The organism is Streptomyces sp. R21, from assembly GCF_041051975.1.
Classification (GTDB): Bacteria; Actinomycetota; Actinomycetes; order Streptomycetales; family Streptomycetaceae; genus Streptomyces.
This window is the reverse complement of the sequence record NZ_CP163435.1, coordinates 8,946,349-8,961,912: the sequence shown is the minus strand read 5'-3', so window position 1 is coordinate 8,961,912 and position 15,564 is coordinate 8,946,349. Positions and strand designations below refer to the sequence as shown.

12 protein-coding genes and 1 pseudogene are annotated in these 15,564 nt (G+C 70.9%); 9 read left to right on the top strand and 4 right to left on the bottom strand.

What is annotated here, in order from left to right; genetic code table 11:
• Window positions 1-22 precede the first annotated feature (22 nt).
• Together AB5J56_RS40100 and AB5J56_RS40095 are read right to left on the bottom strand one after the other, a co-directional pair.
• On the bottom strand, window positions 23-2,578 hold the full coding sequence (locus tag AB5J56_RS40100) for a beta-L-arabinofuranosidase domain-containing protein (RefSeq protein ID WP_369240556.1): 2,556 nt from the start codon (window positions 2,576-2,578) through the stop codon (window positions 23-25).
• Window positions 2,579-2,914: 336 nt separating this feature from the next.
• Window positions 2,915-3,829: a DMT family transporter gene (locus tag AB5J56_RS40095; RefSeq protein ID WP_369240554.1), complete on the bottom strand. Its 915-nt coding sequence runs from the start codon at window positions 3,827-3,829 to the stop codon at window positions 2,915-2,917.
• Between the two features lie 69 nt (window positions 3,830-3,898).
• Here AB5J56_RS40095 and AB5J56_RS40090 point away from each other — a divergent pair, with 69 nt between their 5' ends.
• Entirely contained in the window at window positions 3,899-4,759 is an 861-nt protein-coding gene (locus AB5J56_RS40090) for a LysR family transcriptional regulator (protein ID WP_369240552.1), read from the top strand.
• A gap of 151 nt (window positions 4,760-4,910) precedes the next feature.
• Here AB5J56_RS40090 and AB5J56_RS40085 read toward each other — a convergent pair whose 3' ends face one another.
• Window positions 4,911-5,444 carry a TetR/AcrR family transcriptional regulator gene (locus AB5J56_RS40085; protein WP_369243062.1) on the bottom strand — a complete coding sequence of 178 codons (534 nt, stop codon included), beginning with the start codon at window positions 5,442-5,444 and terminating at the stop codon, window positions 4,911-4,913.
• A gap of 22 nt (window positions 5,445-5,466) precedes the next feature.
• Complete coding sequence (locus tag AB5J56_RS40080; RefSeq protein WP_369240550.1) at window positions 5,467-6,303, bottom strand: alpha/beta fold hydrolase; 837 nt, start codon at window positions 6,301-6,303, stop codon at window positions 5,467-5,469.
• 184 nt (window positions 6,304-6,487) lie between these two features.
• On the opposite strand from AB5J56_RS40080, the pseudogene AB5J56_RS40075 reads away from it, so the two are divergent.
• The 8 genes and pseudogenes from AB5J56_RS40075 to AB5J56_RS40040 all read left to right on the top strand — a co-directional run bounded on the left by AB5J56_RS40075 (window position 6,488) and on the right by AB5J56_RS40040 (window position 15,563).
• A pseudogene (locus AB5J56_RS40075) lies at window positions 6,488-6,899 on the top strand (PadR family transcriptional regulator).
• A gap of 20 nt (window positions 6,900-6,919) precedes the next feature.
• A complete protein-coding gene (locus tag AB5J56_RS40070) occupies window positions 6,920-7,900 on the top strand; it encodes an NADPH:quinone reductase (protein ID WP_369240548.1) in 981 nt (326 codons plus the stop codon).
• Window positions 7,901-8,075: 175 nt separating this feature from the next.
• Entirely contained in the window at window positions 8,076-10,562 is a 2,487-nt protein-coding gene (locus AB5J56_RS40065) for an MMPL family transporter (RefSeq protein ID WP_369240546.1), read from the top strand.
• 144 nt (window positions 10,563-10,706) lie between these two features.
• On the top strand, window positions 10,707-12,053 hold the full coding sequence (locus AB5J56_RS40060) for a sensor histidine kinase (RefSeq protein ID WP_369240544.1): 1,347 nt from the start codon (window positions 10,707-10,709) through the stop codon (window positions 12,051-12,053).
• Entirely contained in the window at window positions 12,050-12,706 is a 657-nt protein-coding gene (locus AB5J56_RS40055) for a response regulator (RefSeq protein ID WP_369240542.1), read from the top strand. The genes AB5J56_RS40060 and AB5J56_RS40055 overlap by 4 nt, the downstream gene beginning before the upstream one ends.
• Before the next feature lie 194 nt (window positions 12,707-12,900).
• A complete protein-coding gene (locus AB5J56_RS40050) occupies window positions 12,901-13,836 on the top strand; it encodes an SGNH/GDSL hydrolase family protein (RefSeq protein ID WP_369240540.1) in 936 nt (311 codons plus the stop codon).
• A gap of 260 nt (window positions 13,837-14,096) precedes the next feature.
• Window positions 14,097-14,852: a LuxR C-terminal-related transcriptional regulator gene (locus AB5J56_RS40045; protein WP_369240538.1), complete on the top strand. Its 756-nt coding sequence runs from the start codon at window positions 14,097-14,099 to the stop codon at window positions 14,850-14,852.
• 177 nt (window positions 14,853-15,029) lie between these two features.
• Entirely contained in the window at window positions 15,030-15,563 is a 534-nt protein-coding gene (locus AB5J56_RS40040; RefSeq protein ID WP_369240536.1) for a hypothetical protein, read from the top strand.
• Window position 15,564 lies beyond the last annotated feature (1 nt).

The following is a 15,564-nucleotide window of genomic DNA, read 5'->3' as shown; positions in this document are numbered from 1 at the left end:
ACCCCGGCTGTGCGGCTGCACTTCACACTCCCTTCGCGCGTACGGCCGCGCCCTGGGCCAGCGCCGCGACCTCGGCCGCGCTCAGTCCTCTGCCGTAGACGCGGAAGTCGTCCACCGCCGCCTTCAGGTACGGGTCCGCGTACTGGGACCTGCCGATGTACGCGGCCCGGATGTGGTTGCCGAAGTAGCGCGGTTCGACGGTGACGGCACTGTTGCGGCCCGCCTCCTGGCCGTCGACGTACAGCACGGCGGTGCCGGCCGCATAGGTCACGGCCACGTGGACCCAGCGGTCCGTGGGCAGCGGGTCGGCGTTGATGCGCTGCTCCGCTCCCCCGCCGCCCGCGGTGATCGCGTAGCGCAGGGTGCCCGTGTCGCTCAGCGGGGTCAGGAACATGTTGGCGCTGACGCCGGTGCCGATGTCGAAGATCCGGCTCCAGCCCGCCGGTTGGCCGGCCAGCTTCAGCCAGGTCGCCACGGAGTAGGCGGACGCGCCCGCCAACAGGTCGTCGGCGAGGGCGACATGGCCGTTCTCCCCGTCCAGGGCGACGGCTCCGCCGGTGCGCCCCTGGGTCCAGGAGGCACCGCCTGCGAGGGTCGCGGTCCTGGCGTTGCCGGTGGCGTCGGCTGCCGTCGTGCCCGAGGTCTCGTCGAAGCGATGCCAGGCGGCGAACTCGGGAGGCGGCGACGGGGGTTGACCGGTCAGCCAGTAGACGTCGTAGTACTGGTGGTGGACGCGGGCGATGGGCAGCAGCGTGACGGCCTCGCCGTCGGCGGTCGCGGTGAGCCGCAGCGGACTGGCCGACGCCTGCCGGATGGTGGAGGTGTCCAGGCGGTGCATCCACCCACTGGCCGTGTCGCCGTACGCTCCGGCCAGGACCACCGGGCCGTGCAGGACGGCCTTCACGTCGGGGTCGTCGGGGGTGGCCTCCACGGTCGTACGCATGGGGAGGGTGACCTCGACGCGGTCGCCGAGGCGCCAGGCGCGGTCGAGGGTCAGCCAACTGCCCGCCGCGGGGCGGTTGGAGAGGGTACGGCCGTTCAGTGCGACGCGGGCTCCGGACGCCCAGGCCGGGATGCGGATCAGCAACTGGTGGGTGGCGCCTCCGGCGGTGACGGTGAGCGCGGTCGAGGGGGCGTCGGGCAGGTTCGTGGTCTGCCGCCAGGTGATGTTCTTCTCCTGCCAGCGGACCTGGGAGGGGATGAACAGGTTGACCAGCAGCCGCTTGTCGTCGTGCGTGTAGATCGTGTCGGCGAACTTCGCGTGCGTCTCCATGCCAGTGCCGTGGTCACAGGAGAAGTTGTCGTAGTCGGTGGAGTAGGCGTTCGGGTCCGTGCCCATGAAGGAGGGCTGCTGCTTGAAGGAGCCCGGCCCGAGGCCGGTGTAGTAGATGTTGAAGCCGTGCGCGGAGTCCGGGTCCTGCTCGCCCAGCATCTGGTTGAACAGGGTGCGCTCGTAGTAGTCGAGGAGGTCGGTGCGGTCCGGTGCCTCGAAGTGCAGCAGACGGGTCAGCTTGAGCATGTTGTAGCTGTTGCAGTTCTCGCACGTGCCGTTGGACAACTGCCCCGCGACGACGTCGGGTTCGTGGAAGCCCTCGCCGTTGCTGTTGCCGCCGATGACGTAGGAGTGGTGGTCGGTGACGATCTGCCAGAAGTTGCCGGCGATCGTGCGGTAGCGGTCGGGCAGGCCCTCCTGCCACAGCCGTATCGCCCCGACCATCTTCGGGATCTGGGTGTTGGCATGCAGTCCGGCGAGCCGGTCCTCTCCGGCAGCCAGCGGGTCGAAGACCCGGGCGTGGGTGAAGCGTTCGGCGACCTGCAGCCAGACGGCGTCGCCGGTGATGGCGTGCAGGTCGGCGAACACGTCGTTCATGCCGCCGAACTCGGTCTCCAGCACGCGCTGCATCTGCTCGTAACTCAGCCTGGCGGTGCGCTGGTTGACCCACTCCCCCTTGCGCAGGAGCACGTCGAGGGCCTGGTCGTTCCCGGCCAGTATGTACTGGTCCACCAGGCCCGCCATGATCTTGTGCAGGGTGTAGTAGGGGGCCCAGACGCCCGTACCGGCCTCCAGCCGGTCGAAGAAGCTCTCCGGGAAGGCCGACAGATAGCCCTTGCCGAAGCCCGCCGACGGGGACGCGTTCTGACATGCGGCCAGGGCGGTGACCAGTCGGCGGCCCTTGTCGCGCAGGGCGGTGTCGCCTGCGTTGGCGTACGCGAGGGCGAGGCCCGACAGGAGGTGGCCGGTGGAGTGCCCGCGCAGTTCGATGCTCGGGCCCTCCCAGCCGCCGCAGGGCTGGGCGGTGCTGGGCAGGCCGACGTTCAGGCGGAAGGTGTGCAGCAGCCGGTCGATGTCGACGAAGCGCAGATAGGCGGTGTTGCGGCTCTGATTGTCCTTGAACGGTCCGGCCAGCAGGGTTACCGCGGTGAGCGGGAACGGCCTTACCCGGGTGGCCAGTTGGCGGGTCCGGTCGGCGGGGCGTGGCGCGGCCGCCTGAGCCGCGGAGCCGTCCGTCACGGTCAGCGCCGTGGCGGCGGCGCCGGCCACGGTGAGGAACGACCGTCTGCCGAGGGGTGGGGTCACGAAGTCCTCCGCATGTCTATGACATGGGGCGGCGAGTCCCGTTCCCCGCCCCACTGGGTGGTGTTCCAGGTGCCTGTTCGAGATATCGAAACCTGTGCGACATGCTGTGCGGGGGTCAACGGTAGAGGACTGACTCCTGATGTCAATGACACGCACGTGACCGCACGGGGTGGCTGGGGAGCGCGCCCATTCGTCCAGGCCGGGCTGCGCAACTGGGCGCTCGACCTCCACCACACCCTCGCCGAAGCGGCCGACCACTTCATCGGCTGAGCGCATACCGCGCCGGCCCAGGGCGGGCGCACCCTGCGCACACACGCGGGCGCCCGCACCCCTGCGCTAGGCCCGCTCCCCGGCCCCGCTGCGCACCGCTCCCGCGCTCGCCGCGACCACCAGGGCGATGGCCACGCACTCCAGCGGGGACAGCGTCTGGCCCAGCACCAGGAATCCGGCCAGCGCGGCGAGCGCCGGTGCCAGGCTCATCAGCACCGCGAAGGTCGCCGTCGGCAGCCGCCGTAGGGCCAGCAGTTCCAGGGTGTACGGCAGCCCTGAGGACAGTACGGCGATCACCAGCCCGAGTCCCAGTACGTCCGGCCTCAGCAAGGTGCCGCCCGCCGAGCCGATGCCCAGGGGCAGGCTCACCAGCGCGGCCACGGCCATCGCGACGGCCAGGCCGTCCAGGCGCGGAAAGCGGGCTCCCGCCCGGGCGTTGAAGACGATGTACGCCGCCCACATGGCGCCCGCCGCGAGGGCGAAGCCGGCCCCCGCGAGGTTGAGTTCGGCGAAACCGCCGCGGCCGAGCAGGAGGACCCCCGCGAGTGCCAGGCCGGCCCACACCAGGCTGAGCGCGCGGCGCACCCCGGCGACGGACAGCAACAGCGGGCCGAGGACCTCCAGGGTGACGGCCGGGCCGAGCGGGATCCGGTCGATGGCCTGGTAGAAGAGGAGGTTCATGCCGCCGAGCGCGAGACCGAAAGTGCAGGCCACGGCCCAGTCGGTACGGGAGTGGCCACGGAGCCGGGGGCGGCACACGACCAGCAGGAGCAGCGCCGCGATCGTCACGCGCAGCGACACGACACCGAGCGCGCCGGCCCGCGGGAAGAGCAGGGCGGCGACGGCGGAGCCGAACTGCACCGAGACCGCGCCTCCCAGCACCATGCCGATGCCGCCGAGGCTGCCCACGCCCGGGGGCGTACGGACGAGGGTGCCCGCTGTCGGTCCCGGCGCTGTGGAGGTGGTTGCCGTGTTCGTCATGTCCTTCACGCTAGGGATGCGGCCGCGCGCCGTGAAATGCCGCTTGCGCGGTGGTTATGCTTGGTGGGCATGACCATGGAGCTGCGCCATCTGCGGGCCTTCCTCGCCATCGCCGAGGAGGGCACGATCACGCGCGCCGCGGCTCGGCTGCACACCGGCCAGCCCGCCCTCTCCCGCACGCTGCGCCAGCTGGAGGACCACCTCGGCGTACGCCTGGTCGACCGTTCCACGCACCATCTGGAGCTGACGGCGGAGGGCCGGATGTTCCGCGACAAGGCCGCCGCGGCGGTCGCCGCCGTGGACGCGGCCCTCGACCCCGGCGCCCTGACGGCGTGGCCGCTGCGGCTCGGGCACCCGTGGGCGGCGCTCGGCGACTACACCTTCCCCCTGCTGCGGCGCTGGGACGAGGAGCACCCTGACGTACCGCTGGAGCTGCGCCGCATCGACGACCGCTTCGCGGGGCTCGCCCAGGGCAAGGTGGACGTGGCGCTGCTGCGCGGTCACGTGACGGGGCCGGGGCTGGTCACCGTGCAACTGCTCACGGAGGAGCGGGTCGCCGTGGTGCCGGCCGACAGCGACCTCGCGAGCAGGGACACGCTCACGCTGGCGGACCTCGCGGCGTGGCCGGTCGCCATGAACATCGTCGCGGGGACGACCACGCTGGACCTGTGGCCGACGGATGCACGCCCCGTGGCGGCGGTCGAGGTCACGAACACGGACGAGTGGCTGACGGCGATCGCCGCGGGCCGCGCGGTGGGCGTCTCCACATCGGCGACGCCCGGCATGCACACGCACCCGGCCATCGCCTACCGCCCGCTGACGGACGCCCCTGGTGTCCCCCTCGTCCTGGTCTGGCGCGGCGGCACGCCGGGGCATCCGGCAATCCCGGATCTCGTGACACTTGTGCGGGAAGTCGTGGCGGGGCGGTAGCGGCCGAGCCCTCTGCTCGGACGGGCCTCGGGCTCGAGTCGCCGAGAAACAGCGGACCGGGTTCCCGGATGGATGATCCGGGTCAATGTCGTCGCCCAGGGGATCGCGCATACGCCGCTGTCGACGGCGGCGGCCTTCTGGGCGGCGGCGTTCACATGGTGCGCAGACCCCGGTCGGCGAACGCGATCAGCCACTCGAAGCTCTCGTCGATGTCGGCGCTCCACTGGAAGCCACCGGCCGCCTGCAACGTGGCGAAGCCGTGGCAGAGGCTGCGGAGCATGCGCAGGGCGTGGTCCACGTCGGCGTCTGCGATCTCGTAGCCGCGCAGGACCGCCATGAACGCGGCGTGCAGCCCCTGCCCCGCGGTGGCCAGCGGATCGTCGGGACCGGACGGTTCCATGCCGATCGTCGCGCTGTACCGGCCGGGGTGTTCCACGACGAAGGCGCGGAAGGCGCGGGCCGCGGCCGCCAGGGCGTCGCGGCCCGCGTACCCCTGGACCGCGTCGCCGACGGCGTCGGCGGTCTCCTTCAACGCCAGCACCGCGATGCGCCGGTTGAGGTCTTCCAGGCCGCCCACGTGCTTGTACAGGGAGGGGGTACGCACGCCGACCCGCTCGGCCAGCAGGCCCATCGTCAGGTTGGCGAGGCCCACCTCGTCGGCGAGGGCGGCGCCGGCCGCGACCACGGCCGCCGGGTCCAGGCCGACCCTAGGCACGGACGGCCTCCGACCGGAGGAAGCCGAGGATGAGCGAAATCACCTGGTCGGGGAACTGGTCGTGCGGGTAGTGCCCGGCGCCCTCGATCATTTCGAGGCGGCCCAGGCCGGACGGCAGGGCATCGACGATCGCCGAACCCTCGGCATGCGGGTCGGCCCAGTCTGGGTCGAGCGTACCCATCACGACCAGGACCGGGCAGCGGACGTTGCCGAGTTGGGCGCCGGCGTCGGTCGGGGCGCTGCGGCCCATGCCCTGCAGGGCCTTCATCCGGCCCGGCTCGCGCAGCAGGGAGTCGATGCGGCCCAGTCGCTCGGTCCAGTCGGCCGGCTTCACGCCGGGGTAGGCCACGTCGAGGTACGAGGCCCAGAGTGACGCGCTGCCGAACGTAGCGGTGCCGACCAGCCGCAGCATGCCCCGCCGGACGCGCTTCACCCGCAGATCGCCGAGGCTGATCGACTGCTTGCGGGTGAACGGCGTCAACTCGACGACCGCGGTGACGAGCGAGGGCTCCTGCGCCGCTGCGATGGTGGCGGCGCCGCCGGAGACCGAGTGGCCGACGAGCACGGCCGGGCCGCCCAGGTGGCGGATCACGGCGAGCAGGTCGCCGGCGATGGCGGTGCGGCTCCAGGCGGGCCAGCCGACGCTGGACTCGCCACAGCCGCGCAGATCGACCGCGGCGACCCGGTAGCCCGCCTCCACCAGCTGCGGGATCACCGCACGGTATGCGGCGCGGCTGTCACCCATGCCGTGCGCGAGCACGACCAGCGGGCCGGACCCCGCCACCTCGTAAGCGATGGTGCCGCCGTCGACGGCAAGGTACTCGGTCATTGGATCCCCCTGGCTTGGCTAATCTTGTTAGCTAAAAGCTAATCCCATTAACCAAGCCTGTCAACAGCCAATCGCTGCGGAAGGGGCCGGACAGGCGAACCGGACGACCGCGTGGGTTCAGTGAGCCCAGGACATCGATACGATGTACACATCGATTCGATGTAGTGCGTGAGAAGGTGACCCCGTGCTGGAACTGGCGATACTCGGCTTCCTCGCAGAGGGCCCCCTGCCCGCTCACGAGCTGCGCCGCCGTGTCTCCCAACTGACCGGCTACACCCGCCCGGTCAGCGACGGCACGCTCTACCCGGCCATCAACCGCCTCTCCAAGGCGGGCCTTCTGGAACGACGGGCCGACCCGCGCGCGGGCGGCGCACGCTACGTACTCAGCCTGACCGGCCGTCATGCTGGACCGGCTGCGCAAGCCCGCCGACCACGAGATCACCGACCAGACGCGGTTCGCCACGATCCTGTCGTTCCTCTCCCTCCTCCCCGACCCCTACCGGCGCGGCCTGCTCCTCACCGCCCGTGCCACCAGCCGCGCCGAACGCGCCTGGCTCCGTGAGGTCTTGGGCGAAGAACCACCCGCGTACTCCTGAAAGCCACCGGAGGTACTTCCATGCTCGCGTCCTGGTACGACCAACAGGGCCCCGCCGCCGACGTGCTGCACGTCGGCGAGCTGCCCGACCCCCAGCCCGGCCCCGGCGAGGTCCGCGTCCGCGTGACCGTCTCCGGCATCAATCCCGGCGACACGAAGAAGCGGCGCGGCTGGCTCGGCTCGTCGATGCCGTACCCCCGCGTGATCCCGCACAGCGACGCGGCCGGTGTCATCGACGCCGTGGGCGAGGGCGTCGACGAGCGTCGCACCGGGCAGCGGGTGTGGGTGTACGGCGCCCAGTCCTACCGGGCCTTCGGCACCGCCGCCCAGTACACCGTCGTACCCGGCGACCTGGCTGTCCCGCTCCCCGATCACCTCAGCGACGAACTCGGCGCGAGCCTCGGCATCCCCGGCATCACCGCCCACCGCGCGGTGTTCGCGGACGGCCCGGTCGACGGCCGCCTCGTCCTCGTGCACGGTGTCCTCGGCGGCGTCGGCTCGCTGGCCGCGCAGCTCGCGCGCTGGGGCGGCGCCAACGTCATCGGCACCGTGCGGCGCGCAAGCGATCTGGAGCGCGTCGACCCGGCGGTCGTCTCCCACGCCGTCGCGCTGGACTCCGACGACCCGGCAGCCGCGATCCGCGCGTACGCGCCCGACGGCGTGCACCGCGTCGTCGAGGTGTCGCTGTCGGCCAACGCCGACCTCGACAACGCGGTCACCGCGCTCGACGCCGTGATCGCCGCCTACGGCACCCACGACGACCGCACCGAACTCCCCTTCTGGCCCCTGCTGTTCAACAACGTCACGCTGCGTCTGCTCGGCAGCGACGACTTCCCCGCCGCGGCCAAACGGCAGGCCGCCCGCGACCTCACCTCCGCGGCCGCCGTCGGTGCACTGACGGTCGATATCGGTGACCGCTTCCCGCTGGAGGACATCGCCAAGGCCCACGACCGGGTCGACGCGGGCGGGCGCGGACGCGTCATGGTCACCGTCCCGCGCTGAGCAGCGGGTGGTTTCGAGGATGAGCAGCGGTTACTAGTACTGCGGTACTAACCGCCCGACGTCGAATGGGTCCCGCAGGGGGCAGGGAGCGCGGAATTCCGCTCCTAGCTTGAGATCAAGGCCAAATCAGGCCCCAGCTCACGCAAATGAGCTCTTCTCCTGGTGGGAGTAATCCGTGGCCACCTTCCTCTATCGACTCGGCCGGGTGTCGTTCCGGCGACGACGCCTCGTCCTCATGTTGTGGATCGCCGTCCTGGCCGCCGTCGGCATCGGCGCCATGAGTTCCACCGGCAAGACGTCGGACAGCTTCACACTGCCCGGCACCCAGTCCCAGCAGGCCATCGACCTGCTGGGCAAGGAGTTCCCCCAGGCAGCCGCCGACGGCGCCGACGCGCGGATCGTGATCGAAGCCCCCAGCGGACAGAAGCTGACCTCCGCCGCGAACAAGGCCGTGGTCGAGTCCATGGTCGCGAAGCTCGAGAAGTCACCGCAGGTGTCGAGCGTCTCCGGCCCCTTCACCAGCGGACAGGTCAGCAAGTCCGGCACCATCGGCTACTCCGGGGTGACGTACAAGGTCGCCCAGGCCGACGTCAGTGACGCCGCCCATGCCGTCCAGGACGACGTCGTCGCCCAGGGCGACAAGGCCGGTCTGACGGTGAGCCTGGGCGGCGACGCCGTCAAGGAGAAGGCCGCCAGCAAGGCGGCCGAGCTGATCGGCCTCGCCGTCGCCGCCGTCGTCCTGATGGTCACCTTCGGCTCGCTGATCGCCGGCGGGCTCCCCCTGCTGACCGCGATCCTCGGCGTGGCTGCGGCGATCCTCTCGATCACCGTCGCCACCCAGTTCTTCGACATCGCCTCGCAGGCCTCCACCCTGGCACTGATGCTGGGCCTGGCGGTCGCCATCGACTACGCCCTGTTCATCGTCTCCCGCTACCGCAACGAGATCCGTGACGGCCACGACCCCGAAGAGGCCGCCGGGCGCGCCCTGGGCACCGCCGGCTCTGCGGTCGTCTTCGCGGGCCTGACCGTGATCATCGCGCTGGCGGGCCTGAGCGTCATCGGCATCCAGATGCTCACCTCCATGGGCCTGGGCTCCGCGTTCGCGGTCGCCGTCGCCGTGGTGATCGCACTGACTCTGCTGCCCGCTCTGCTCGGCTTCGCCGGTACGCGGGTCATGAAGGGCAAGCTGCAGACCCCCCGCATGAAGGCGCTGGAGCGCGGCGAGGGCGAGTCGATGGGCGTGCGCTGGGCGAAGTTCGTCACCCGCAACCCCGTCAAGGTCCTGGTCACCTCGGTGATCGGCCTCGGGCTGCTGGCCATCCCCGCCCTGTCACTGCGCATGACGCTGCCCGACGACTCCATGAAGCCTCCGTACAGCACCCAGCGCCTCGCCTACGACACCCTCAGCAGGGGCTTCGGCCCCGGCTTCAACGGCCCGCTGACCGTCGTCGTCGACGCCCGCGACAGCGACGACCCCAAGGCCGCCGCCACGGACGCCACCGCGGTGATGGGCAAGCTGGACGACGTCGCGTCGGTCCGTGAAGCGGCCTTCAACAAGGACGGTGACGTCGCCATCATCGGCGTCATCCCCGACAGTGCACCCACCAGCGAGGCCACCAAGGACCTGGTCAAGAACATCCGCGACCACAGCGCCGCCCTGCAGAAGGACACCGGCGCCGATCTGATGGTCACCGGCGCCACGGCCGTCAACATCGACGTCTCGACCAAGCTCGCCCAGGCCCTCATCCCCTACCTGGCCATCGTCGTCGGCCTGGCCCTGGTCCTGCTGCTGCTGGTCTTCCGCTCCATCCTGATCCCGCTCAAGGCGACGCTCGGCTTCCTGCTCACCATCGCTTCCACCCTCGGCGTCCTGGTCGCGGTCTTCCAGTGGGGCTGGCTCTCCGACATCTTCGGCGTCGACCAGACCGCGCCCATCGTCAGCGTCCTGCCCATCTTGCTGATCGGAGTCGTGTTCGGGCTGGCCATGGACTACGAGGTCTTCCTCGTGACCCGAATGAGGGAGGAGTACGTCCACGGAGCCGCACCCACCCAGGCCATCATCGGAGGCTTCCGGCACAGCGGACGGGTGGTCACCGCCGCGGCGGTCATCATGATCTCCGTGTTCTCCGGGTTCCTCCTCGACGACGCGGCGCTGATCAAGTCGGTCGGCCTCGGCCTCGGCGCGGCGGTGTTCTTCGACGCCTTCGTGGTCCGCATGACCATCGTCCCGGCCGTCATGACTTTGCTCGGCCGCCGCGCCTGGACGCTGCCCAAGTGGCTCGACCGGATCATGCCCAACGTGGACGTGGAGGGCGAGAAGCTGCGCCACGTGCTGGCCGCCGAGCAGCCGAGCACCGCACCTGAGCCCGTACTCGTCGGGGTGGCCGCCGGGGCTCACACGGGCTCGGACGACTACAGCTCCCCGCCCGGCTTCACCACCGGCTCCGGCTCCCGCTCCGACGACACGGTCACGGCCGCGCCCTCGTCGCCGCTTCCCCGGCACCATCGCGGCAGGATAAAGGGACTGTCCGGGCTGAAGCAGCCTCTCGCACGCAGCCGCGACGCCGCCGCACCGGCCGACCCGACCGAGCCCGAAGCAACGGACGTGAGCAAGGTGAGCAGGGCGAGCAAGCCGAGGAAGAAAATGAACCGGAAGAACTGACGAGAGAGGGCGAGCAGGGACAGCCCCGCCCTCAGCCCGACCGCCACAGGAACGGCCGACTTCCATCCGTCCGACTCCCCAGCCCCGCCCGCCGGTCCCATCCCCCGAGACCGGCGGGCGGCCCCGACCCGTAAGGATTCACCCGTGACCGGACCGAGCGCACAATCCCCCAAGCTCTCGGCCTCCCACGAGCAGGGGACACCCTCATCGGCCGCCGACTCGGACGAGCGCCGGCTCCTGGAGAGCCTGACGAGCGATGCGGAGCAGCGCGGGCTCGCCCCGGTCGTCTCCAAGCTGGCGTCGTGGCGGCGGGTCGACCGGGCCCACCCCAAGGTCCGACGCTGGGGGGTACCGGCCTTCTGCGCCGCGCTCGGCGCCACGTCCTACCTCAACCCCTTCAACACCGGCGACGCCCCGGCACAGCTGGCGCTCCTCCTCGCCTTCACCGTGCCGCTGCTGTGGCGGGAGCGGCGGCCCATGCTGGTTTTCGCCCTCACCACCGTCGTGTCCGTGGCGGCTCTTCCCCTGGGGGTGATGACCGGTGCCGAGTCCGCACGGGTCGTGGCCTTGTTCAACGTCGGCCGCTACTGCACCCCGCGCCAACTGGCCGTCGCCGTCGGCGTCACCATCGCGCAGCTCGTCGCGTGGGCCGCCGTCTTCTGGCGGGGCGGGCAGTTGGAGCACGCCACCCGGCCGGAGGTCGTGACCCTGATGGCGATGACCGCGATGGCCGCGTTCGCCGCGCTGGGTCTGCTCAGCCGGATCGCCGACACCTACATCGACTCGCTGCGCAAGGAGCGCGACCAGCAGGCCCGGCTCGCCACCGCGCAGGAACGCGCCCGGGTCTCCCGCGAGATGCATGACATCCTCGGCCACACCCTCGCCGTCATCGTCGGCCTCGCCGACGGTGCCGCCGCCCTCGCCGAGACCAAGCCCGAACGCGGCGGCCAGACACTCCGCATCATCAGCGCCAGCGGCCGCGACGCCCTGGCCGAACTGCGCCGCCTGCTCGCCGTCATCGGCGACGACAACGACCAGCCGCACGACGCCCCGCTCGCCCCGCAGCCCGGCCTGGCCGACCTCGACGCCCTGCTGGACCGCGTCCGCGCCGCCGGACCCACCGTCACCCTGGACTCCCCCGGCAACCTCACCGGCCTGCCCCCCGGTCTCCAACTCGCCGTGTACCGCATCGTCCAGGAAGCCCTGACCAACACCGTCAAGTACGCCGCGTCCGACACCTCGGTGCGCGTGTCCCTCACGGCCGACGCGGATGCGGTCCACGTCACCGTCGACGACACCGGCCCGCCCCGCTCCCCCAAGACCAGCCGCTCGCGGACCGGCACCGGCCGTGGCCTGGTCGGTATGCGCGAACGCGCCGCTCTCTACCAGGGCAGCGTCATCGCCGGCCCCAACGCCCAGGGCGGCTGGACCGTCCAGGCGCTCCTCGTCCCGACCCCGCCCACCAACTCTCCGGAGAAGCACCCCTCATGACCACCGTCCTCATCGTCGACGACCAGGCCCTGCAGCGCATGGGCTTCAGCATGCTCCTGGAGGCCCAGTCCGACATGACCGTCGTCGGCGAGGCCACCAACGGCAGCGAGGCCGTCCGTGCGACGGCCGAACTCCGTCCCGACGTCGTCCTGATGGACGTACGCATGCCCGGCATGGACGGGATCGAGGCCACCCGCCGCATCGTGGAGTCCGGCGGCCGCTCCCGCATCCTGGTGCTGACCACCTTCGACCTCGACGAATACGCCTACGACGCCCTGCGCGCCGGAGCCAGCGGCTTCCTGCTCAAGGACGCCCTGCCCGAGGAACTCGTCGCAGGTGTCCGGGCGGTGGCCGCGGGTGACGCCGTCATCTCCCCCGGACTCACCCGCAAGCTCATCGACACGTTCGGCGACCGTCTGCCCGGCCACAGCCCGCAGCAGCAACACCGTCTGGACGATCTCACCGCGCGCGAACGCGAGGTCCTCACCGCCATCGCCACCGGCTGGACCAACACCGAGATCGCCGAACGCCTCCATCTCGCCGAGTCCACCGTCAAGTCCCACATCGGCCGCATCCTCACCAAGATCGACGCCCGCGACCGCGTCCAGGCCGTGATCTTCGCCTACGACACCGGTCTCGTCCGACCTGCGTAAGGCGACCCGCTCGCAGGAACCGACCCACCCCAGCCGCCCGCCCCGTCTCACGGCCGGGCCATCTGACCACGTCCCCGCCCGTGTTCACCGACACGTCCCCTGAAGCCGACCCACCTCGGCACCGCTCAGGGCCCCGCCTCTCAGCGGCGCCCGCACCGCAGTTGAGCATCCACGACGAAGAACAGGACACAGCAATGGGACCGTTGGCACGAACCGGCATAGGCACGGCCCTGGCATGCGGGGTACTGGTCACCGCCGTCAGCATCGGAAAGAACTCCGACAACGCCAACAACAACGTCGACAAGGCGCCGCCCAAGGGGCCGTACGTCGCCCTCGGCGACTCGTACACCTCGGGCCCCAAGATCCCGCCCCAGACCGGCGATCCGGCCGGCTGCGACCGCTCAGGCCGCAACTACCCGGCCGTCGTGGCCAAAAGACTCGGCATCAAGGCGGCCGACTTCCACGACGTCAGTTGCAGCGGCGCCACCATCACCAACCTCACCGCTCCCCAGTCCACCGACAACGGCACCAACCCCGCACAGCTCTCCGCACTGTCCGCCGCCACGAAGCTGGTCACTCTCGGCATCGGCGGCAACGACATCGACTTCAGCTCGATGATCACCAAGTGTGTGACCACCGGTGTGCTCTTCAAGCTGGCCGACAAGGTCGCCGACATCTCCGACGATGCGCCCTGCGAAGAGAAGTACACCTCGGGCGACACCGACAAGGTGGCGCAGAAGATCCGCGCCACGGGCGACCGGCTCGCTCGCACCCTGAACGAGATCAAACACCGGGCGCCCGACGCCCGCGTCTACGTGGTCGGCTACCCGGCGATCCTGCCCACCAAGGGCGCCGACTGCCGTGACGATATCCCCCTGGCACCCGGCGATGTGACGTTCCTCCACGAGAAGGAGCAGCAGCTGAACACCATGCTCCGCGATCGGGCGAACGCCGCCGGAGCGACCTACGTCGACACGTTCACCCCGTCCGTCGGCCATGACGCCTGCTCCCCGACGGACACCCGTTGGATCGAACCCCTCAGGCCCAGCAGTCCGGCAGCCGTCGTCCACCCCAACGAACGCGGTGAGCGCGGTATGGCCACCGCCGTGCTGAACACCCTCAAGGACTGAGCACGCCACGGCCGAGTGAACCGGCGGGCCACCAGCAGGCCGTTCACCGTCAACATCCCAGCCCCGGGCGCCTGTTCGAGCGGAGCGCGCGCCCGGTCCGCGCCGCCGCCCGTGGGGACAGGCACCGGCGCGGGTACAGGACCCGGCCGCGCCCCGGACCAACCCGAGGTCCGCGGCCGGGTCTTCGCCCGACCCACCTCGACGCGCGCAGCAATGGCATCTCCCGCCCGCTGGAGAACTCCCGCTTGGAGAACGCCCGCATGACCACCGTATTCATCGTCAACGACCATGCGCTGCAGCGCCTCGGCCTTCGCCTGCTCCTGGACGCCCAGCCCGACCTCACCGTCGTCGGCGAGGCAGCCCACAGTCCTGAGGCAGTCCGAGCTGCCGCCGAGGTCCACCCCGAGGTGGTCCTCGTGGACATGGACGCGCCCCACCACCAGGGCGTCCAGACCCTGCGCAGCATCGCCCGACCCGACAGCCGCCCGGGTGCCGTCGGCGCTGATCGACCGAGAGGACGCCCGCCCCGTGTGCTGGCCCTGATCCCCTTCGACGTCGACGAGTACGCCGGCGCCGTCCTGCATGCGGGCGCCGGAGGCTACCTCCTCAAGGATGCGCTCCCCGCCGAACTGCTGGCCGCCCTCCGCACGGTGGCCGGCGGGGACTCCGTGATCTCACCCCGGCTGACGAGCGAACTCATCAACGCCGTCCGCCATCGGATCCCCGAGCACACCCCCGAGCGGAAGCTGCGGCTGTCCCTCCTCACCGAGCGCGAACGCGAGGTCCTCATCGCCCTCGCCTCCGGCTGGAGCAACTCGGAGATCGCCGAACGGCTGTCGATCGCCCCCACCACCGTCAAGACCCACATCAGCAGCATCCTGACCAAGGCCGTCGCCCGCACCCGCGTCCAGGCCGTCGTGTTCGCCTACGAGACAGGCCTGGTCAGCCTTCCGTGGCAGCAACGCCGACCGCGCGACGCGGACTTCTCCTCGATACCCCGGACCCCACTCCGCTGAGAGGCGACGACGGCCCGCATCGCCGGATGCTTGCGCATGAACGCGCGAGGCGATGGAGTGATCACCACATGGCACAACCCGACTGCTCCTCGAACAACTCGGGTCAGCCCCGTTCACTTGCGAGCACTCCGCCATCACGAGTTTGCGGTGAGCGCACGCTTCACTACCTTCGCCGCCATGGTCCTTTGGGAAGGCGTGCTGTGGGGAGCCTTTGGCGGCTTCGCCATGGAAGCCCTCGACTACATCATCGCCGTACGGCGACGGAGAATGCTGCCGTGGCTCGTGGGCGCGAGCACGCTGACTCCCGATCGCGGCACGGAGCCGGATTCCCGGGGCCGTCACGTCCCCGACGAACTGCCCGCCCCGGGACTGCTGGCCTACGGCATCGCCGTCTGCCTGCGGATCGTCGTGGGCGCGGGGGCTGCCGCGGCCGTCGTGAGCACGTCGCCGTCGGCCTCCGCGTGGATGGCCGTGGTGACGGGTGCGGCCTCGCTTCTGGCGTTCGAGAAGGTCACCGTCCTGGTGCCGCTGCTGATGCATCTGGGCCGCGAGGCCGCGATGGCGGCGCTCCAGGAGTCCTCGCAGACGGGCACGAGGCCCACGCCCGATCGGGGCCCGCTGGCGCTCCTTGGTACGGCGGCACGAGGGGAGCAGCCTTCCCCACCCGAAACGACCCCTGGTTCAACGGATGTCGACCAAGAAGGAGTGTGAC

What these genes read in the sequence shown, in the direction of transcription:
- AB5J56_RS40095 (WP_369240554.1), bottom strand. Translation starts at nt 3,829, where the DNA reads ATGACGAACACGGCAACCACCTCCACAGCGCCGGGACCGACAGCGGGC.
- AB5J56_RS40090 (WP_369240552.1), top strand. Translation starts at nt 3,899, where the DNA reads ATGACCATGGAGCTGCGCCATCTGCGGGCCTTCCTCGCCATCGCCGAG.
- AB5J56_RS40080 (WP_369240550.1), bottom strand. Translation starts at nt 6,303, where the DNA reads ATGACCGAGTACCTTGCCGTCGACGGCGGCACCATCGCTTACGAGGTG.
- AB5J56_RS40070 (WP_369240548.1), top strand. Translation starts at nt 6,920, where the DNA reads ATGCTCGCGTCCTGGTACGACCAACAGGGCCCCGCCGCCGACGTGCTG.
- AB5J56_RS40055 (WP_369240542.1), top strand. Translation starts at nt 12,050, where the DNA reads ATGACCACCGTCCTCATCGTCGACGACCAGGCCCTGCAGCGCATGGGC.
- AB5J56_RS40050 (WP_369240540.1), top strand. Translation starts at nt 12,901, where the DNA reads ATGGGACCGTTGGCACGAACCGGCATAGGCACGGCCCTGGCATGCGGG.
- AB5J56_RS40045 (WP_369240538.1), top strand. Translation starts at nt 14,097, where the DNA reads ATGACCACCGTATTCATCGTCAACGACCATGCGCTGCAGCGCCTCGGC.
- AB5J56_RS40040 (WP_369240536.1), top strand. Translation starts at nt 15,030, where the DNA reads ATGGTCCTTTGGGAAGGCGTGCTGTGGGGAGCCTTTGGCGGCTTCGCC.